This window comes from Acidisoma sp. L85 (genome assembly GCF_009765865.1).
In the GTDB taxonomy this organism is placed as follows: domain Bacteria; phylum Pseudomonadota; class Alphaproteobacteria; order Acetobacterales; family Acetobacteraceae; genus Acidisoma.
Genome location: NZ_LMUQ01000026.1, coordinates 492,149 through 509,815, shown reverse-complemented (window position 1 = coordinate 509,815; position 17,667 = coordinate 492,149). Strand labels below are relative to the sequence as shown.

Annotated in this window: 19 protein-coding genes and 1 tRNA gene; 8 read left to right on the top strand and 12 right to left on the bottom strand. The window is 64.6% G+C overall.

Going from position 1 to position 17,667, the window contains the following annotated elements; genetic code table 11:
- The coding region (locus tag GSQ83_RS08265; protein ID WP_158802381.1) for an IS5 family transposase at positions 1 to 490 on the top strand (490 nt) is incomplete at its 5' end.
- A 56-nt stretch (positions 491 to 546) separates the two neighbouring features.
- A complete protein-coding gene (locus GSQ83_RS08260) occupies positions 547 to 1,254 on the top strand; it encodes a class I SAM-dependent methyltransferase (RefSeq protein WP_158802380.1) in 708 nt (235 codons plus the stop codon).
- 504 nt (positions 1,255 to 1,758) lie between these two features.
- On the opposite strand, the gene GSQ83_RS08255 is transcribed toward GSQ83_RS08260, so the two are convergent.
- The 3 genes from GSQ83_RS08255 to GSQ83_RS08245 all read right to left on the bottom strand — a co-directional run bounded on the left by GSQ83_RS08255 (position 1,759) and on the right by GSQ83_RS08245 (position 3,346).
- Positions 1,759 to 1,835: transfer RNA gene (locus tag GSQ83_RS08255), tRNA-Arg, on the bottom strand.
- 54 nt (positions 1,836 to 1,889) lie between these two features.
- Complete coding sequence (locus tag GSQ83_RS08250) at positions 1,890 to 2,921, bottom strand: alpha/beta fold hydrolase (RefSeq protein WP_158802379.1); 1,032 nt, start codon at positions 2,919 to 2,921, stop codon at positions 1,890 to 1,892.
- 62 nt (positions 2,922 to 2,983) lie between these two features.
- The gene (locus GSQ83_RS08245; protein ID WP_158802378.1) at positions 2,984 to 3,346 is read right to left on the bottom strand and encodes a hypothetical protein; all 363 of its coding nucleotides are present in this window, start codon (positions 3,344 to 3,346) and stop codon (positions 2,984 to 2,986) included.
- A gap of 152 nt (positions 3,347 to 3,498) precedes the next feature.
- Here GSQ83_RS08245 and GSQ83_RS08240 point away from each other — a divergent pair, with 152 nt between their 5' ends.
- Both GSQ83_RS08240 and polA read left to right on the top strand, forming a co-directional pair.
- Entirely contained in the window at positions 3,499 to 3,708 is a 210-nt protein-coding gene (locus GSQ83_RS08240) for a zinc-finger domain-containing protein (protein WP_158802377.1), read from the top strand.
- A gap of 28 nt (positions 3,709 to 3,736) precedes the next feature.
- A complete protein-coding gene (polA, locus tag GSQ83_RS08235) occupies positions 3,737 to 6,538 on the top strand; it encodes a DNA polymerase I (protein WP_158802376.1) in 2,802 nt (933 codons plus the stop codon).
- 159 nt (positions 6,539 to 6,697) lie between these two features.
- Here the strand turns inward: polA and GSQ83_RS08230 are convergent, their stop codons facing one another.
- The 4 genes from GSQ83_RS08230 to GSQ83_RS08215 all read right to left on the bottom strand — a co-directional run bounded on the left by GSQ83_RS08230 (position 6,698) and on the right by GSQ83_RS08215 (position 9,941).
- Positions 6,698 to 7,549, bottom strand: coding sequence for a PfkB family carbohydrate kinase (locus tag GSQ83_RS08230; RefSeq protein ID WP_158802375.1), 852 nt, complete (start codon positions 7,547 to 7,549; stop codon positions 6,698 to 6,700).
- Between the two features lie 8 nt (positions 7,550 to 7,557).
- Positions 7,558 to 8,571 (bottom strand): SIS domain-containing protein, encoded by a 1,014-nt coding sequence (locus GSQ83_RS08225; RefSeq protein ID WP_158802374.1) that lies wholly within the window; start codon positions 8,569 to 8,571, stop codon positions 7,558 to 7,560.
- A gap of 109 nt (positions 8,572 to 8,680) precedes the next feature.
- Complete coding sequence (locus GSQ83_RS08220) at positions 8,681 to 9,442, bottom strand: GntR family transcriptional regulator (protein ID WP_158802373.1); 762 nt, start codon at positions 9,440 to 9,442, stop codon at positions 8,681 to 8,683.
- 94 nt (positions 9,443 to 9,536) lie between these two features.
- Positions 9,537 to 9,941, bottom strand: coding sequence for a hypothetical protein (locus GSQ83_RS08215; protein WP_158802372.1), 405 nt, complete (start codon positions 9,939 to 9,941; stop codon positions 9,537 to 9,539).
- Between the two features lie 320 nt (positions 9,942 to 10,261).
- On the opposite strand from GSQ83_RS08215, the gene ykgO reads away from it, so the two are divergent.
- On the top strand, positions 10,262 to 10,387 hold the full coding sequence (ykgO, locus tag GSQ83_RS08210; protein ID WP_048863340.1) for a type B 50S ribosomal protein L36: 126 nt from the start codon (positions 10,262 to 10,264) through the stop codon (positions 10,385 to 10,387).
- Positions 10,388 to 10,460: 73 nt separating this feature from the next.
- Positions 10,461 to 11,168, top strand: a complete 708-nt coding sequence (locus GSQ83_RS08205; RefSeq protein ID WP_158802371.1) for an HAD family hydrolase — start codon at positions 10,461 to 10,463, stop codon at positions 11,166 to 11,168.
- A gap of 21 nt (positions 11,169 to 11,189) precedes the next feature.
- Here the strand turns inward: GSQ83_RS08205 and GSQ83_RS08200 are convergent, their stop codons facing one another.
- Genes GSQ83_RS08200 through GSQ83_RS08185 form a run of 4 tightly spaced genes read right to left on the bottom strand, consistent with a single transcriptional unit; the run spans position 11,190 to position 14,288 of the window.
- Positions 11,190 to 11,522 carry a BrnA antitoxin family protein gene (locus GSQ83_RS08200; protein ID WP_158802370.1) on the bottom strand — a complete coding sequence of 111 codons (333 nt, stop codon included), beginning with the start codon at positions 11,520 to 11,522 and terminating at the stop codon, positions 11,190 to 11,192.
- Positions 11,482 to 11,808, bottom strand: a complete 327-nt coding sequence (locus tag GSQ83_RS31120; RefSeq protein ID WP_216849973.1) for a BrnT family toxin — start codon at positions 11,806 to 11,808, stop codon at positions 11,482 to 11,484. The genes GSQ83_RS08200 and GSQ83_RS31120 overlap by 41 nt, the downstream gene beginning before the upstream one ends.
- Positions 11,809 to 11,841: 33 nt before the next feature.
- Positions 11,842 to 13,131 (bottom strand): adenylosuccinate synthase, encoded by a 1,290-nt coding sequence (locus GSQ83_RS08190; protein WP_158802369.1) that lies wholly within the window; start codon positions 13,129 to 13,131, stop codon positions 11,842 to 11,844.
- Positions 13,132 to 13,142: 11 nt separating this feature from the next.
- Positions 13,143 to 14,288, bottom strand: coding sequence for an ATP phosphoribosyltransferase regulatory subunit (locus tag GSQ83_RS08185; protein ID WP_158802368.1), 1,146 nt, complete (start codon positions 14,286 to 14,288; stop codon positions 13,143 to 13,145).
- A 151-nt stretch (positions 14,289 to 14,439) separates the two neighbouring features.
- Between GSQ83_RS08185 and GSQ83_RS08180 the strand changes: the two genes are divergently transcribed.
- Entirely contained in the window at positions 14,440 to 15,888 is a 1,449-nt protein-coding gene (locus GSQ83_RS08180) for an MBOAT family protein (RefSeq protein ID WP_158802367.1), read from the top strand.
- Between the two features lie 38 nt (positions 15,889 to 15,926).
- Entirely contained in the window at positions 15,927 to 16,913 is a 987-nt protein-coding gene (locus GSQ83_RS08175; protein ID WP_158802366.1) for a hypothetical protein, read from the top strand.
- On the opposite strand, the gene GSQ83_RS08170 is transcribed toward GSQ83_RS08175, so the two are convergent.
- Complete coding sequence (locus GSQ83_RS08170; RefSeq protein ID WP_174246643.1) at positions 16,838 to 17,659, bottom strand: metallophosphoesterase; 822 nt, start codon at positions 17,657 to 17,659, stop codon at positions 16,838 to 16,840. The genes GSQ83_RS08175 and GSQ83_RS08170 overlap by 76 nt on opposite strands.
- Positions 17,660 to 17,667: the final 8 nt, after the last annotated feature.

The window sequence follows — 17,667 nt, the reverse complement described above, 5'->3', positions numbered from 1 at the left end:
CAGCCCGTCTGGTGGTGTGCTCGACAGCCAGACGGTGAAGGCGCCGAATGCCAAAGCGCGAGGATATGATGCCAATAAGAAGATCGTTGGCCGCAAACGTCATATCGCAGTCGATACCGACGGGCGGCTGTTGATGGTCAATCTGACCACGGCGGACATTTCCGACAGTGCCGGCGCACAAGCCATCCTCGACGCCGTACGCAAGCGCTGGCCTTGGCTCAAGCACCTGTTCGCCGATGGTGCCTACGACCGCACCAAGCTGCTCGACAAAGCCGCTTTCCGTGACTTCGTGTTGGAGATCGTGCGCCGCAGCGACAAGGACCCAGGCTTCAAAGTGCTCCCACGGCGCTGGGTGGTCGAACGCACATTCGGCTGGATGACGCGCTGGCGTAGGCTCGTGCGCGACTATGAAACCCGGCTGGACGTGTCCGAGGCCATGATCCATGTCGCCATGGGAAGCCTGCTTTTACGCCGGATCGCCCATGACTGACCTTTCTCAAACGGACTGTAAGCGTTAGCCTCGAGAAGCGAGAAATCGGAGGCCTCATGTCAAAGCGTTTGCCCGCGAGGTTGAGGGTCCTGGATGATCTCCCTCCCGTCTACCATTCTTATGCTTTGTTCGGTGTGGGTAACGAGCAGTTGCCCGGAATGTATGCTCTCAATCAGAAGAGTAAGCAGCCCATTATCCTAGCATACATTCAATTTGCGATTGCGAAGTGCCGTGAACGGTCGGGCGACCAAGTGTCCTTTGCCGAACTCTTCTGCGCAGACGGGTACTTCGCCATGAGCGCTCTTCATCTCGGCGCAACCAGCAGCTATGGCGTTGACACCAATCGAGACGGACAGTCTGACGCTTTGGAGGACATCGCCGAGAGATTAGGATTAGATGTACATTTGAAAAAGATAAACGTCTCCGAAATCGACCAGCTTGAGCCCGTTGACATCGTAGCAAACGTAGGGGGGCTTTATCACGTAGAGAATCCTGATGACATTTTGGAGAAATCCTACAGGCACGCTAAGCGGTATCTCATTGTCCAGAATGTCGTCTCTACCGAAAACAATGACCCAGACTATTTCGAGAGTCCCGCTCCGGGCTGGAAATGGGGCTCAAGGTACAGTCGGGCTTCATTCGAAAGGCTTCTTGCCTCGAAGGGCTGGAAAGTAATAGACACCCACTTCAATTTTCTCGAGGGCAACTCGCGGCAGGCCGATATGGGCAGTTGCTACGCGTTGGTGGAAAAGCCCCGCGCATGAACCTGCTACAACTCGGTTACCTCCAGGCGTTCGTCGGCGCTAGCGTCCAGGTCAGAGCTTTAGCTTCGAACAGAGCATTGGGTGGTGTGTGAATGACAGAAGTCGTTTTCGCCGTCGCATCGGCCAGTCGCGCAACAGGGATACTGAACCGGGAGGTTCAGAGGCAAAGCCAGACCGCACCCGTGGTGGCGTAGAACGAAGTTCTTTTGGGGGAGAATCGGGTCGCCACGTACCAACCTAGCGAATCCGTGTCCATCGCAATTTTGAGATTGGCGGATTGCCGTGGGCGGGCGAACGATCGGTGTGCAGGCTTCTGCTCGTCGTGCCGAGGAGGCTGGAGGGCCTTTACACAGCAGCCACGATCGTATCCAGGTTGACCGTCACTCGACGCTTTTTCGAAATCATCGAGGCCTGATAGAGGCTCACGCAGGCAAGCAACGACGACGGTTGGACCCACGAGCCTTCAGAAGCGGATGTGGGTTCAAGCTAAGTCGCTGTTTCAATTGGCGGACCCGAGACGATTCGAACGTCCGGCCTTTGCCTTCGGAGGGCAACGCTCTATCCAGCTGAGCTACGGGTCCGTGCCGTGGCGGCAGCGCCTCCATAGCGCGGACGATGCTGATGGGGAAGAGGCATCAGTCCGCCGGCTGTCGCGCTAGCCAACTCGTCGCGCGTGCCTCGGCGCCGGAGGGCAGGGGGGATGACTGGTTAAGCAGCCAACTTGCGATGTCACGGGTCACCTCGGCGCCCTCGTGGTCGCGTTCGAGAAGGTGGTAGCCATTCGGGTAATAGGCGAAGACCTCGCGGGGCGTCCCGCTGGCCTGAGCCGCACGCCATGCCGCTGCCATGGCCGGCTTCGGCACGAGCTCGTCATGCCCGCCATACAGGAACAGAGCAGGCTGCCGGATATGTCCGGCCCCCGCCAGGGCGGCATCCATAAGATCGACCAGGCCTTTCACTGAATCCACCCGCGTTTCCCGCAGGGTGAGGGGATCCTCGGACAGCCGGCGCCAGGCGGCCATATTGTCCGTCGGCCGCACCCCGGCACCGCGACCGCTGAGCGTCATCTCGGGGACCGTGTGGTCGGCGAGCCACAGCGTCGAGCGGAGCAACAAGTTCATCTGGCTGCGACCCCAGACTGCGGGGGCGCTCAGGACATAGCCATCCACCGGCGGCGCCTCGGGGCTCGCGGCGAGGGCCATGAGCACGGCGCCCCCCATACTCTCCCCGGCGAGATACAGCCTTGCCGTGGGGTATCTTTCACGCACCGTCAGCGCCATCGCGCGCGCGTCCGTCACCATGGTCGCGGTACCCGGCCAACGCCCGCGACCGGTCGCCGCGCCGAATCCGCGCTCGTCAGGCGCGATCACGGCGATCCCCTTGGTCGCGAGGATCGGTCCCGGCTTCTCCCAAGCGTCGCGGCTGTCGTCTATACCGTGCAGCGCGAGCATAACGACGGCCGGGTCGCCGGCGGGCAGCCATTCGCGGTAGGGCAAACGAGCGCCATCCGGCATGACGAAGGTGCCGTCGGTCACGATCGGTGGTGGCGGGTGCCGGGGAACGATCCTCTGGGGGATGCTGCACCCCAGCAGAATCACGGAGCCAATGACGATAGCGAGCCTGGCAACGGGGCGTTGGATCCAGTTCGTCGCATCATGCGCGGTCATTCACAGTGGCTAGCATGGGACCAATTCGCGCCCAAACTGGCGCCTCCACCTGAGGACCAAAATCAGGGGTAAGCAATGCAGCCCGGTAAGCTGAGGATATTGGCCGGGCCGCTAGAGTCGTATCGAGATAGAAGAGCGTCTCTTGCAGCCTGGATTCGGAGAGTAAAATGAGTGGTGGCGTTCGCGCAGGTAATGGAAACGACTTTCGACATACAGCCCAGCAAGCGATGGTTCGAATACATGATTTTTTCATTGTCCCTCAACAGCCACAGGCCCAACCACAGTTTCAACCACAGTTCAATCACGAGAACCGAACCGGCTTTTATGCCCTTCACCAACATCTTGGCGCGGTCCAGGAAGAGAACCTTCGTCGTAGCAATTATCCGAGCTATTTTCGGCAAACTACCCGCCGAATCTTCGGGCACAGGCAGTGTCCATTCCCGGCGTTAGTCCCCTTGTCAGGGATCACCTTCCTCTGACGCGAGCCACGCGCGTAAGCAAGGGATGGTTGACGCTGCCCGCAGGCGTTAACATTGATATGCGAAGCGGCAAGCGGGCCGGGGCGGGAGCAAAGTCGATGAGCGTCACAGTCACGCGGCCGGTCGAGGTCATCCAGGTCAACGAACGTGCCGTCAGTTGCGACGGCGGTGGCGGGCGCCTCGGCCACCCTCGCGTGTATCTGCGGATGCAGGGTCCGCTGGGCCACCCCGCTACCCAGGTGACCTGCCCCTATTGCTCGCGGCTGTATATCCTCTCGGGCGATCCCGCCGAAGATGACGGACACTGAGAGCGAGTCCGGACCGAGCGGCAAAACCATGAGTGACGCGCCAGCCGCCGAGGCCTCGCCGCTGCACCTCGTGCTGGTGGACGGCTCGGGCTTCATCTTCCGCGCCTATCATGCCATCCCGCCGATGAATCGGGGGGATGGGCTGCAGGTCAATGCCGTCTACGGCTTCACCAATATGCTCGCACGGCTGCTGAAAGATCACGTCGGTACTCACATCGCCGTGATCTTCGACGCTGGGCGCACGACCTTCCGCAACCGCCTCTACAGTGACTACAAGGCCCACCGCCCGCCGCCACCGGACGATCTCATCCCCCAATTCGCCCTGGTGAAAGAGGCGACGGCCGCCTTCGGCGTGCCGGCCATCGAGCTCGCGGATTGGGAGGCGGATGACATCATCGCCTCCTACGCCGTCGCCGTTCGGGCCCAGGGCGGCCGGGTGACGATCGTCTCCTCCGACAAGGACCTCATGCAGCTCATCGGCGGCGGCGTCGGGATGCTGGACCCGATCAAGCAGAAGCCGATCGGCGAGGCCGAGGTCATGGAGAAATTCGGCGTTACACCCGACAAGGTGATCGACGTGCAGGCGCTGATCGGTGACAGCGTCGATAACGTTCCCGGCGTGCCCGGCATCGGGCCGAAGACCGCCGCCCAGCTCATCGGCGAATATGGCACCCTCGAGGCCATCCTCGCCGCGGCCCGCAATGACATGAAGCCTTCCAAGCGCCGTGATGCCCTGGTGGAGCATGCCGAGGCGGCTCGCCTCTCGCGCACCCTCGTCATCTTGCGGGACGACGTTCCGCTGCCCCAGCCCGTCGATAGCCTCGGCGTCTGCATGCCGGATCCCGCGACGCTCGGCCCCTTCCTCGCCGCCCAAGGCTTCCGCTCGATTGCTCAGCGTCTCGGTTACGACGCCGGTGGCCGCGCCGCACCGCGCCCGATCGCCTCCGAAGCCGAGCGGGCAGCGCCCTTCGGCACTCCGGCACCAGCACCGATCGCGGTGGCGCCGGGCGAAGCGCCACCTTTCGGCGGTTATGCCGCCATCACGACCCTGGAGGGGCTTCAGCCCTGGATCGCGGAGGCGACGGAGAACGGCTTCCTCGCGCTGGGCGTCGAGACCGATGGCGTCGATGCCGTTCGCGCCGCGCTCGTCGGCATCTGCCTCGCCACCGCCCCCGGCCGCGCCTGCTACATTCCGCTGCGTCACGACCTGCTCAGCGGCCCGCAGATCGACCCGGAGGAGGCGCTAGTCGCTCTCGCGCCGCTCCTGCTCGACCGCTCGGTGCTGAAGATCTTCCAGAACGCGAAATTCGATCTCGCAGTGTTGGAGCGTGCCGGAGCGCCGAAAGGCATCGGGCCGCTCGACGACACCATGCTCATCTCCTACGCCCAGGATGCCGGGCGCCACGGTCACGGCATTTCCGAACTCGCGGCGATGCATCTTGGCCATACGCCGATGGGCCTGGAGTCCATCACCGGCACCGGCCGCGCCCGGGTCACCTTCGCGGCCGTCCCGCTGGAACAGGCCACCGCCTATGCTGGCGAGGATGCCGACGCGACCCTTCGCCTCTGGCACATCCTTCGTCCACAGTTGCGAACCAACCAGTCGCTCGACCTCTACGAGCGCACCGAACGGCGCCTCGTACCTGTGCTGCTGGAAATGGAACAGCATGGCATCCGCGTGGACGCCGTCGAGCTTCGCCGTCTCTCCGCCGATTTCGCTGAGCGCATGGCGGTGGGCGAGACCGAAATCCACCGCCTCGCGGGGCGCCCCTTCAACTTAGGCAGCCCGAAGCAGCTAGGTGAAGTGCTGTTCGACGAGATGGCGCTCGGTGGCGGCAAGCGCAGCAAGACCGGAGCCTGGGGCACGGACGCCTCGGTGCTGCAGGACCTTGCCGATCAAGGCCATGCGTTGCCCGAACGCATTCTGGAATGGCGGCAACTCGCCAAGCTCAAATCGACCTATACCGATGCGCTCGTCGAGGAAATCGACGCGGACACCAAGCGCGTCCACACGCGTTTCATGATGGCGGCGACCAGCACCGGCCGCATTTCCTCCACCGACCCCAACCTGCAGAACATCCCCATCCGCACTGAGGAGGGCGGCCGCATCCGCCGCGCCTTCGTCGCCGAGCCGGGCCACGTCCTGGTCAGCGCCGACTACTCGCAGATCGAGCTTCGCCTGCTCGCCCATGTCGCGGATCTCCCCATTCTAAGGGAGAGCTTCGCGAAGGGCGAGGACATCCATGCCCGCACCGCCTCGGAAGTATTCGGCGTGCCGATGGAGAAGATGGATAGCGTAACGCGGCGCCGCGCAAAGGCGATCAACTTCGGCATCATCTACGGCATCAGCGCTTTCGGTCTGGCGCGACAGTTGCAAATCGATGCGGGCCAGGCGCGCCGCTACATCGAAGCCTATTTCATCCGCTATCCGGGCATCCGCGAATACATGGAACGCACGAAACAGGAAGCCCGCGACCAAGGCTTCGTCCGCACGCCCTTCGGCCGCCGCTGCTGGATTCCGGGCATTGCCGACAAAAACGGCGCCCGCCGCAGCGGTGCCGAGCGCCAGGCGATCAACGCCCCTCTGCAAGGTGGTGCCGCCGACGTCATCAAGATGGCCATGGTCAAACTGCCCGCCGCTCTGCGCGCCGCCGGTCTCGATGCCCGGATGCTCCTACAGGTGCATGACGAATTGCTCTTCGAAGCGACCGAGGCGCAAGCGGATCAGACGGCCGCGGTGGCGCGCGAGGTCATGCAGAACGCCGCGAAACTTTCCGTGCCGCTATTGGTAGAGACGGGGATAGGCGCGAGCTGGGGAGCGGCTCACTAGCCGTGTGATGACTTAATCGTAAATCGCAACGAAAGATTCGTCATGGCACGCGAAGGCGTGCCATCCACGCCTTGTCTTCGTGGAGAAAGCAAAGGCGTGGATGCTCGGCCTTCGCCGAGCATGACGTGATGAAATGAGCACGGTCAGACCAGAAACCTCTCACCCGCCTGCGCCAGAAGCCGCCAGATCGTCGTCTACCGGAACCTTCCAGGCTCCAAGATGCAGGCAAGCATCAGCCGCCCAGGCGCTCCCAAGTTGCAGCCTCTCTTCTAACCCTCGCCCAAATTCCATGCCGTACAGGAAACCGGCGATGAACGCGTCTCCGGCGCCGAGTGGATCGACGATGCTGCCGGGCGTAACGACCGAAGCGACATCGACTCGCCGGCCGCGATCAAGTGCCGAACAACCCTTGGCGCCCCGCGTGGCCACAACACAACGGCAGCCGAGAAGCTGCGCCTTGTCCAGCAGCGCTGATAAATCTTTCTCCGACATCGCGCTGCCCGCCGAGAAGAAGACGTAGTTCACCGTAGGCAGAAGCGAGGCGACCTTAAGCAGCGTATCCCCATCGCGAACAATGCCAAGATCCAAAGAGAGCGGCACTCCGAAGGTCTTGAGCTCCTCGATCAGCTTGTCTGCCTCTCCCGTGACAGTCAGGTGAATGAGGGTGGCGTGGTTCAGGATGAAGTCGCGCAGCGCCGAAGTCACCAGGATCTCCGCGCTCACTCCGTAGTCTTCGCGCAGGATCCGGTAGTCGCCGCCTTCGATGGCGATTTCCGTCACCCCGCTCACGCCATCCGCACGCTCGACGCAGTCAGTGTTGACGCCGGAAGCGCGCAAAACGCGAAGGATCCAATCGCCCTCCGCATCTGTCCCCACGACGCCGGCATAAGCCGCGGGTTCGCCACGGATCGCGATATTCGCCGCGACATTCAGCGCATTGCCACCGACGCGCGCGACCACGACGGGCGAGACGTAGCGGTCGATGCAGTTATCGCCAATGCTGATCAGCATCGGCGGTGTCAGTAGTTGACCCGCTTATAGTAGCGTCGCGTCGTCAGCGGATGATTGCGCAGAACTTCCAGATGGGCACTGATTCGCTCGAAGATCGTGGCAAGCAGGACGGGCGAGATCAGCGCGCGCACATCCTCCGAAATTCCCGGCAGTGAGAAGGTTTTCGTATCGAAGACTGCCAGGGAATCAGTGTAGTTCCGCGCGAAAGCCTCGGCGCGATCGACCAGCGGGCGCGCCGCATCTTCGCCCTTGAACAGCATGACGCTGACGCCGTTTTCGACCAGCTCCAGCGTACCGTGGAAAAAGTCTGAGGCGTGAACGGGCCGGGTGCGGATCCACTGCATTTCCTCGAGGATGCACATGCCGTAGTAGAACGCCTCCGGCCAGGTCGCGCCGGCGCCCGCAATGATGTGGTAAGGCGCGTCCTTGATCGCCGTCGCCCGCTGCTCGGCATCCGGCTCGATCTGCTTCTTCACGCCCACCAGCAGCGCGGGTAACGTCTTGAGTTCAGCGATGAGACGCGCGTAGTCCGGGCATTCGCCGCGATGGCGCATGATGCTGAGCACCACGAACAGCGCTTGTAGATAGAAGGACTCGCAGGACGTGTCGTCTTCCGCGAAGTTGACAAAGGCATGGTCAGCGGCCTGCGCGAGGGGCTTGTCGTCATACCCCGTCAGCACAAGTATCGTCGCCCCACGGGCCCGCGCGTAATCCAGGACCGCGATGCTCTCCTTCGTAGTGCCCGAGAGTGAAGGGATCACCACGATCGAACGCGCATTGAGATGCTTGTGGCCGGTGAGCACGATCTCAGCCGGCAACTCACAGAAAACAGGGAACAGCGACTGCGTGCGTAGCAGCAATGTCGCGGGCTGCATGAGGATGCCCGCGCCGCCGGTGCCGAGAAAGAACAGGTTGTCGGCGCCGCGCGACAGACACTCGGCTACAGCGGTGTCGATTGCCTCCGCCTGCGCCACCGCGCCCGTCTGGATGCGAAGGAACCGGGCCTCGTCGAAATTCATCATGCGGCTAGCCCTTGCTCATCATGTTTGTGCTCTGACCCGGCATCCGCGCGGCCAGATTAGATACCGGTGGTATCTAAGTGCGTGCACCACGGTCAAGCGGATTGCGTGGTTAATCCTCGGGAAGCACGAGATCGGTCCCCCGCACCTCAGTTTCGAACCGCGCCCCATAGGCCGGATAGCGGGAGCGGACGTGGTCCAAAGGCCGGTCGCCCGAGGTATAGCCGAGGCTCTCGAACAGGATCACCGGGGCGCCAGGTGCCACGCTCAGATGCACCGCTTCCTCGGGGGTCGCTTGCTTCACCTCGATCGAGCGGCGAGCCCGTGTCGTCACGATCTGCCGCCGGCGGAGGAAGTCATAGAGCGAGGCTTCCGAAAAATCCTGATCGACCAGCGCCGGGCATAGCGCGAAGGGCAAGAGGGAGGTGACGAGGCAGATCGGCGCCCCATCGATAAAGCGCAGCCGTTCCAGCACGAAGACCTGATCGCCAGGCACGAGGCCCAATGCGCTCGCCTCCGCCACGGGGCAGGGGATCACGGCCTGGGTCAGGATGCGGTTCTGCACCCGTTTGTGCTGCGTTCGAGCATCCTCGTCGAAGCCGATAAACGACTGCATCGCGTGGTCGGTATATTTTGCCTGAGAACTGAAGGTGCCCTTCCCGGGTAGGCGCTGGATGGCGCCCTCCTTCTCGAGCTCGGCGAGCGTGCGGCGGATCGTCGTCCGGCTCATGCCGAGTTCGGTGCAGAGGTCACGCTCGGAAGGGAAGGGTGCGAGCGGAGGCATCGCGCGTAGCCGATCCAGAAGCCGCGCCTTGGCTTGGAGGTAGCGAAGCACGCGCGGCGCGACGGCGGCGTCCTGGGTCGTGACCGTCACCTCTGATTCTCCTGCTTCGACAGGAATGGGCGGCCCGCAAAACCCGCCATCGCCACGGCAACTGCGGAAGAACGAACCGCCAACCGCCGCACCGTCACTCGCGCCGGGCGCCCACGCCCGACAGGGCTATGCCGAAAAGCGCGCAGACGACGCTGGTCACCACGACCAGAATGCGCAGGTTGGTCGCGGTCTCCTGGCCCTCGGCGGTGACCCGCGCACCCACCTCCCGCCGCGCCGTGGCGACCCGCTCGGCGAGGCTGCCCGTGTCGCCCAATACGATATGCGCCTGGTCGCCGAGCCGGTCCCGCATCGCTTCGAGCGCCGCCTTAGGGTCCGCTGCGTTGGCCGTGGCCAAGGCATCGTCCAGCGCCTGCTCACGAAGCATGCCTCGCGCATAGGGAATCGGCGTGGCGTAGCTCGCGAAAAGGCCCACCAGACAGACAAGGAGGAAGGAGACCGCGAGGAAGCCAAGCCGGTTGCCGTCTACGCGCTGCGCCATCGAAGAAGTTCCTGAACCCGCCGCCGCGCCTGAACGGCGAGCGGAAGCCCGCCTCTCGCCCCCTTCGCCCGCGCCGTCAAGCATCGCGGGAGCCGACCCCAGACTTGAAGCGTCGCAGTGCCGAGCCTGTCGTGCGTGAAAGGCCTAAAAGGACGAGCGGGATACGACCTGCCACGTCGCCCTTTCATTGACAGTGAGCCTCTCTCTCCTTATGCAGCGGCCTGTCTGGAACAGGGCCGGGAGACCGGCCCTTTCCGTTGTGAATAACTCCTGCCCGGTGCCGCACGGCCGCACCGGCCACGCTAAGATTGGGCTTCGTCATGAAGGTGCGTAACTCCCTGCGCTCTGCCAAGGTTCGCGACAAGAATTGCCGCGTCGTGCGCCGGCATGGCCGCGTCTATGTGATCAACAAGAAGAACCCCCGCATGAAAGCCCGCCAGGGCTGAATTTCGGATCGGGCGACCGGGCTCTGGTCCGGCTCGTCCGAGATTGCGGGCGGATAGCAAGGCAGCCCCGCGTATGGCGATCGATCTCATTTGTCTCGATGCCGACGACACGCTCTGGCACAACGAGACATTCTTCCGCCTGACCTACCAGCGCTTCGCCGCCCTGCTCGCGCCCTATAGCGAGGCAGGCATCGTCGCGGAGCGGCTGGCGGCGACTGAACGCCGGAACCTCTCCATCTACGGCTATGGCGCTAAAGGCTTCACGCTCTCAATGATCGAGACGGCGCTGGATGTCATCGGAGACGATGTCCCGCGGCCTGTCCTCAGCGAGATCCTCACCGCCGGCCGCGAGATGATGCGCCACCCGGTAGAAGTGCTGGACGGTGTAACCGAGGCGCTCGACGCTCTGGCGCAGCGCGGCAGGCTGGTTCTCGTCACCAAGGGCGACCTGTTCCACCAGGAATCGAAGCTGGCCTCGTCGGGCCTAGGCGAGCGCTTCTCCGGCATCGAGATCGTCAGCGAAAAGACCCCCGACATCTACCGCCGCGTCTTCGCCCGCTACGGTGCCGCGCCGGAGCAGGTCCTGATGGCCGGCAATGCGATGCGCTCCGACGTCTTGCCCGCGCTTGCCGCTGGCGCTTACGCGGCACTGGTGCCGTACGAGATAGCCTGGGATCACGAGTCGGATGCGGCACCCGTCGACCAGCCGCGCTACCGGGAGCTATTCAGCCTCGGGGAACTGGCAGGCTGGATCGACGAGATCAACGCCGCTTCAGCCTAGCGCGGGCCGGCGCCTACCCGGTCACGCCCGCCGCTTCTTCGCCTGGTCGGCGTAAGCCCGAAGCACCGCATTGATCCTGGTCTGATATCCTGGTCCCTGCTGCTTGAACCAATCAAGAATGTCGCTATCGAGCCGCAGGGAGAGCATCTTCTTCGACGTTGGTATCACTAGGGTGGCATTCTTGTACCAGTCGTCGGGCGCATCCCTGTAGTCGGGGTCATCGGCGATATCCCGTTCCAGTTGTTCCTCCGACTTCGCATCGAAGCGCGCCCAATCGGTCTTGCTTTCGCCTCGGGCACGCATCGCCTTTAGCTCAGCCGAGGTATAGCGCCTGATATCTTCTTTTTTCTCCATTTCTCGACCTCCGCATTGAGATGATCCGCATATCCTCGCCGCGTCGTGTAAAGACCGTTGTGGCGTAGCGGTTGTCGATCGTGCCCATTGCCAGCCAGCGTTGCTCGTTGCCTGCAAAGCGAGACTTTTCGGCGACGTGAGGATTTTCGAAGAAGACTATCGCATTCCGAAAATCGACATCATGCTTCGCGATGTTCGAGAGTCGCTTTGGCTCGTCCCACTCAAATTCTACACTGGCGACCCTAGCAGCTACCGTGTTGAGTGTAACTACGGAATGTATATACAACCAACTCGAACCCGAGGCAGGTACGATCGTCGCCTACCCCTCGAACGGGTCTCGCATCAGGATTGTGTCGTCCCGCTCCGGACTGGTGGAGAGCAGCGTCACCGGGCACTCCACGAGTTCCTCGATGTGGCGCACATACTTGATCGCCTGGGCCGGCAACTCACCCCAGCGCCGGGCGCCGCGCGTCGATTCGGTCCATCCCTCCAGCGTCTCGTAGATGGGTGTCGCGGCCGCCTGGGCAGCGGGAGCGGCGGGCAGGTGCCGCAGCGTTTCGCCGCCGAGGCGGTAGCCGACGCAGACGCGCAGCTCCGGCAGGCCGTCCAGCACATCGAGCTTTGTCAGGGCCAAACCCTGGATACCGCCCACCTTTACCGCCTGCCGCACCAGCACCGCATCGAACCAGCCGCAGCGGCGCGGCCGTCCGGTCACCGTGCCAAACTCATGGCCGCGCTGGCCCAGAATGAGGCCGGTTTCATCGTGCAACTCGGTGGGGAAGGGGCCGGAGCCGACCCGCGTCGTATAGGCTTTGGCGATGCCCAGCACGAAACCGACTGTGGACGGCCCAACCCCGGAACCCGAAGCCGCCGTTGCTGCGACGGTATTGCTGCTGGTCACGAAAGGATATGTGCCGTGATCGACATCCAGCATCACCGCCTGTGCGCCCTCGAACAGGATGCGGCGCCCAGCGCGCCGCGCCTCGTCCAGCCGCAGCCACACCGGCTCGGCGAAGGGCAGGATCAGCGGGGCCAGCTCCAGCAGCCGGTCGAGCAGTGCCGCCTTCTCGAAAGGCTCCGCGCCTAATCCCCGCAACAGCGTATTGTGGTGCAGCAGCAACTCGTCGAGCTTGGCGGATAACGTCTCGGGCTCGGCGAGATCGCAGACGCGGATTGCGCGCCGCGCCACCTTGTCCTCATAGGCCGGCCCGATGCCGCGTCCCGTGGTGCCGATCTTGCGATCACCACGCGCCGCTTCCCTTGCCCGGTCCAGGGCCGCATGAAGCGGCAGGATCAGCGCGGCATTCTCAGCGATGCGCAGCGTCTCCGGCGTGATGCTGAGCCCCTGGTTCGACAAGCGCAGGATCTCGGCCAGCAGCGCCTCGGGATCGACCACCACGCCATTGCCGATGATCCCGAGCTTCCCTCGCACCAATCCGCTCGGCAGCAGCGAGAGCTTGTAGGTCTCGTTCCCGACAACCAGCGTATGGCCTGCATTGTGGCCGCCCTGGAAGCGCACCACGATATCGGCGCGGCTCGCCAGCCAATCAACGACCTTGCCCTTGCCCTCATCGCCCCATTGAGCACCGATGACCGCGACATTCGCCATGATCGATCTTCCTAGTCGAGGGGCACGGCCGAGCCGTCCCGCAGAATATGAGTGCAAAGCAAACGCCGCGCCTCGCCGTCAGGATCCGCCTGAGTATCAAGCGCCGCAACCGTCGCGAAGCCATTCTCGCGGGCAACTCTCGGCGCGTCCCCGTCCGCATCCGCTGGCACATAAAGGCGTGGCCGGGGCGCGGGCTGCGGCGCCACATCCAGGATCGCGTCAGGGAAGAGGGTAAGCCCTGTCGCGGGCTCCTGCTCGCCGCTGATATAGCGGCCGCCCCGGCCGAGCTCCTGCTGCCGCCCGAGCGCGAAGACCGTGATGCAGGGACCGGTGTGATAGCGGAAGCCACGAAACTCCACGGGATCAACCGTGAGGCGCAGATGCGGCGCGCGAGCCTGGATGGCGGCGACCACCGCCGCCAGACGATCGGCCAAAAGCCGCGCCTCGCGTGGCAGCGCCGCCGCCGCTAAGGCGGCGAGGGCGCGCTGCGCTTCGCCAGCTGCCAGCAGCAGCGCCGTCAAGGTCTCCGCCATGCCGCCGCCAAGCTTCGCGACCGCGGCGGCATCCTTGCGATCGAGCGCATGGGCGAGGGCGGCGCGGCGATCGCCGGTGGCGCCCTCTGCGTCGAGAAGAAGAGACGCCATGGTCGGCATGGTGAGGTCGAAGCTGATCTCGGTCAGTCCCACCGTCGCCAAGGCATCGGCGCCCGCCAGCACGATCTCCGCGTCCGCCTGCGGTGCATCGGAGCCAATAAGCTCGATCCCCGCCTGTGCCACCTGCCGGTCCGGGGCGAGATGGTGGCCGCGCACGCGGAGGCATTGGCCGGAATAGGATAGCCGCAGTGGGCGTGGTGCGCCGGCCAGCCGCGTCGTCGCGATGCGCGCGACCTGCGGCGTGGTATCCGCCCGCAGCCCCATCATGCGCTGGCTCACCGGATCCATGAGCCGGAAGGTCTGCTCCGCGACGGCGGCGCCGGTGCCCGCGAGCAGACTATCCTCGAACTCCAATAGAGGCGGCCGGATACGCTGATAACCATGGGCGGCGAAGCAACCCATCATCGCCTCCACGGCGGCAGCCTCGACTTCCGCATCTGGCGGTAGCAGGTCGCGTAGTCCCGCAGGCAGCAAAGCCAGATTTGGCGGAAGGTCGTCGGTCACGGGCATGGGTCTCGCGCAGAGGGGGCAGGCCGCGGTCCGGCGGCGGCGCCTATAGCATCCGCCGGGTAGAAGGCAAAACCGCTGCGGCGCGAAACGCGAGATCCGGCAACTGAACGTTTGCTATTCGTAACGTTATCGGCACTCTTGAGCGATGCTCTTTGGCACCCCGGTTTTCGTGCTCGCCTTCCTCCCCGCGACGCTCCTGGGCTTTCACCTCCTGTCCCGCCACTCACCGCCGGCCGCGCTCGCTTTCCTGATCGGCGCCAGCTTCGTTTTCTACTCCTGGGGGCGCCTGGACGACCTGCCATTGCTCATCGGCTCGGTCCTCGCCAATTTCGCATTGTCTCGCGGTGTCTCCGGCATTCGCGGACGAGCTTGGTTCGCGGCCGGCGTTGCCGCCAATCTCGGTCTGCTCGCGCTCTTCAAATACGGCCCTCTCGTCGCCCCACTGATCCGCCTGCCGCTACCAGGGCTCGCACTGCCGCTCGGCATAAGTTTCTTCACCTTTCAGCAGATCATGTTCCTCTCCGCCTCCCGCAAAGCACGCGGGCGCATGAGGATACCTTTCCTCCCTTGCGCCGCCTTCATCGCTTTCTTCGCCCATCTCATCGCCGGGCCGCTCGTGCGCCCCGCTGAAATCATCCCGCAGTTCCGCCGCGCCGCCCGAAGTGGCATCCGCGCTGAGATGCTGGCCGATGGCGCCACCATCTTCATCCTCGGTCTCGCCAAGAAACTCGTGCTGGGCGATCTCTTCGCGCATTTCGCCGACCAGGGCTTCGATGCCGCCGCGCGGGGCGCCACACTGAGTCTTTTGGAAGCGTGGTGCGCGGTTCTCGCCTTCAGCCTGCAAATCTACTTCGACTTCTCCGGCTACTCGGACATGGCGATCGGCCTTGCCCGCATGTTCGGCATCCGCTTCCCGCTGAATTTCGCGAGCCCCTACAAAGCACGCACGATCCGGGATTTCTGGCGGCGCTGGCACATCACCCTCAGCCAATTCCTGCGCGACTTCCTCTACATCCCGCTCGGCGGCAACCGGCACGGCGAGGCCCGGCGCCTCCTCAACCTCATGGTGACGATGCTGCTCGGCGGCCTTTGGCATGGCGCGGCCTGGCGCTTTGTTCTCTGGGGCGGGCTGCACGGCCTCTATCTCGTTCTGCAGGAGACATGGGACCGCATCGCCCCGCCCTGGGCGCGCCTCCCGCGGTTCTGTGCCCAGGCGCTGACCTTGCTCGCCGTGATCCTTGCCTGGGTGCCCTTCCGCGCGGCGGATCTGCCGACAACGGAGCGCATGCTCCATGGCATGGCCGGGCTGAACGGTTTCGCGGTTCCGGCGCCGCTCGTGGCGCTATTACCGATCCTTGGACGGCTCGGCCGCGTCGTCCCTGTCCTGCCCGCGCTGGGGGATGCCCGAACCCTCAGCCTGCCGGACCTCCTCGCCAGCCTCGCGGTCGGCTGGGCCATCGTACTCTTCCTGCCGCATCTGCACGAGATGACGCCGAGGCGGCGCGCATGGTCGGTGCTGGCAAGTGGCGGCTTCACGCTTCAGGCGCTGTTCTTTTCCAGCGACGCGGTGCCCTTCCTTTATTTCCGCTTCTGAGGCGTGCCATTAGACGCCTCCTCGCCTTGGCGGGACTCTTGGCGGCCTCGGTGCTGCTCCACCTCGGCGCCTTCGCCTTCGTCCTCGACCGCCCGCTCAGCCTCGGCACGTTATGGCGGGAGTTGGACGCCAAGCTCGCCTACGCGGCCTCGTTACCCAGCCCGCGTCTCGTCATCCTTGCGGGCTCGAATGCCCTGTTTTCCCATCGCTGTGCCATCATCGGGCCGATGCTGCGGCTGCCCTGCGTCAATGGCGGCGTCGCGCTGGGCCTAGGACTCGACTACCAGTTCCTGCGCTGGGAGGCCGTGCTGCGGCCCGGCGACCTCGTCTATCTGCCGATGGAGCTGCAGCAATATGCGATGACTCCACGCGCGGCCGTGGCCGGTCCGGACCTCGCAATCATGCTGCGCCACGACCGAGCGAGCCTGCTCGCCCTGGGTCCGTCGCGCTGGCCCGCCGCATTGCTCTCCGGCACGCTCGAAGACTTGATCCTAAGTGTCGTGGAAATCGCGGCGAGTGCGGCGCGGCCCGACCTCGCCCGCCACGCGCTCGAGGACATCAACGACGCGGGCGACGGCATCGGCCACTCGCTGAGGCGCGCGGCGGCGAACCGCGCATTCCTGTCGGGGCTACACCGCTCCGACCCATCACTGCACGCCATCCTAGCCGGCCGCGGAACCCAGGAGATCGCCGCGTTCCTCGGCTGGGCTGCGGCCCACCAGGTTCGCGCTATTGGCGGCTGGCCCACTGAATTCGCCGACGCGCCACAGGATCCCCGGCTCGTCGACACCCTGCGCAGCTTCTACGCCGCCGAGGGCGCCGCCTTCCTCCCGCTCGGCAACCAGGGGCGCTACCCGCGCGGCGACTTCTTCGACACTCAGGATCATCTGGCCGAGGAATGTCAGGCCCGCCATTCCATCCGTGTCGCCCAGGCGCTTGCGCCTTTGCTTCACGAGGTGGGAGCGGCAGCGCCTTCAGGCTGGGCGGCGTCCCTAGCCGCCGCTTGCCCCGGCAACCCCGGATGATCAGGCGTTCCACGTGAAACTTGATCAGACTGCGGTTGCGCGGCAGGCGCCTCGGCGGCGGGGAGGTCGATCCAGGACAGGTGACCGCCCTTGCCGGCGCCTGTATCGAGGAAGATCGCGCGCCCGCCGGAACGGGCACGGATCTCGAGCGGCCGCCCATCGGGGCTCCGCCGGTCATGGCCGACATAGACCGTGAGATCGTCGGGGATGCGGTTGACCCATCGCAGGCTGCGTTCGGGGAAGCCATCGGTCTGGGAATGTCCGGTGGGTTCGCCGAACAGCGCCCGCGCCGTGACGCCCAGGGCACGGCCAATCTCCGTTTCTGGTGCGTCTCCCAGCAACATCTCGGTGTGGAAGCCCGCATGAACGAACATGCGGTTGCCGACCCGCAGCCAAAGAGGCGCCCGCCTGGCCTCCAACGCGAAGCGCTGCCGCAGCGGCGCATCGAGCTGCGCCAGTGTCGCGATCAGTTGCGGGTTCAGCCGCACCGCTTGCCCCGCCAGGACGCGCGCCAGCTTGAGGTCGTGGTTGCCGAGAAGAAACAACCCGCGCCCCTCGTCGATCAGCCGGAACATGAGCCGCAGCACCCCGGCGCTGTCCGGGCCGTAATCGACGAGATCGCCGAGCTGGATCACGAACCGGTCCGTATCGACGGCATAGGCGAAAGCTGTGGCGTCCCCATGCACGTCCCCGACCACGCGAAGCGGCCGGCCGGCGGGAGAACGAAGAGTACCAGTCTCGGTCATTCTGACCA

What these genes read in the sequence shown, in the direction of transcription:
- GSQ83_RS08260 (WP_158802380.1), top strand. Translation starts at nt 547, where the DNA reads ATGTCAAAGCGTTTGCCCGCGAGGTTGAGGGTCCTGGATGATCTCCCT.
- GSQ83_RS08250 (WP_158802379.1), bottom strand. Translation starts at nt 2,921, where the DNA reads ATGACCGCGCATGATGCGACGAACTGGATCCAACGCCCCGTTGCCAGG.
- GSQ83_RS08240 (WP_158802377.1), top strand. Translation starts at nt 3,499, where the DNA reads ATGAGCGTCACAGTCACGCGGCCGGTCGAGGTCATCCAGGTCAACGAA.
- polA (WP_158802376.1), top strand. Translation starts at nt 3,737, where the DNA reads ATGAGTGACGCGCCAGCCGCCGAGGCCTCGCCGCTGCACCTCGTGCTG.
- GSQ83_RS08230 (WP_158802375.1), bottom strand. Translation starts at nt 7,549, where the DNA reads ATGCTGATCAGCATTGGCGATAACTGCATCGACCGCTACGTCTCGCCC.
- GSQ83_RS08225 (WP_158802374.1), bottom strand. Translation starts at nt 8,571, where the DNA reads ATGATGAATTTCGACGAGGCCCGGTTCCTTCGCATCCAGACGGGCGCG.
- GSQ83_RS08215 (WP_158802372.1), bottom strand. Translation starts at nt 9,941, where the DNA reads ATGGCGCAGCGCGTAGACGGCAACCGGCTTGGCTTCCTCGCGGTCTCC.
- ykgO (WP_048863340.1), top strand. Translation starts at nt 10,262, where the DNA reads ATGAAGGTGCGTAACTCCCTGCGCTCTGCCAAGGTTCGCGACAAGAAT.
- GSQ83_RS08205 (WP_158802371.1), top strand. Translation starts at nt 10,461, where the DNA reads ATGGCGATCGATCTCATTTGTCTCGATGCCGACGACACGCTCTGGCAC.
- GSQ83_RS08200 (WP_158802370.1), bottom strand. Translation starts at nt 11,522, where the DNA reads ATGGAGAAAAAAGAAGATATCAGGCGCTATACCTCGGCTGAGCTAAAG.
- GSQ83_RS08190 (WP_158802369.1), bottom strand. Translation starts at nt 13,131, where the DNA reads ATGGCGAATGTCGCGGTCATCGGTGCTCAATGGGGCGATGAGGGCAAG.
- GSQ83_RS08180 (WP_158802367.1), top strand. Translation starts at nt 14,440, where the DNA reads ATGCTCTTTGGCACCCCGGTTTTCGTGCTCGCCTTCCTCCCCGCGACG.
- GSQ83_RS08170 (WP_174246643.1), bottom strand. Translation starts at nt 17,659, where the DNA reads ATGACCGAGACTGGTACTCTTCGTTCTCCCGCCGGCCGGCCGCTTCGC.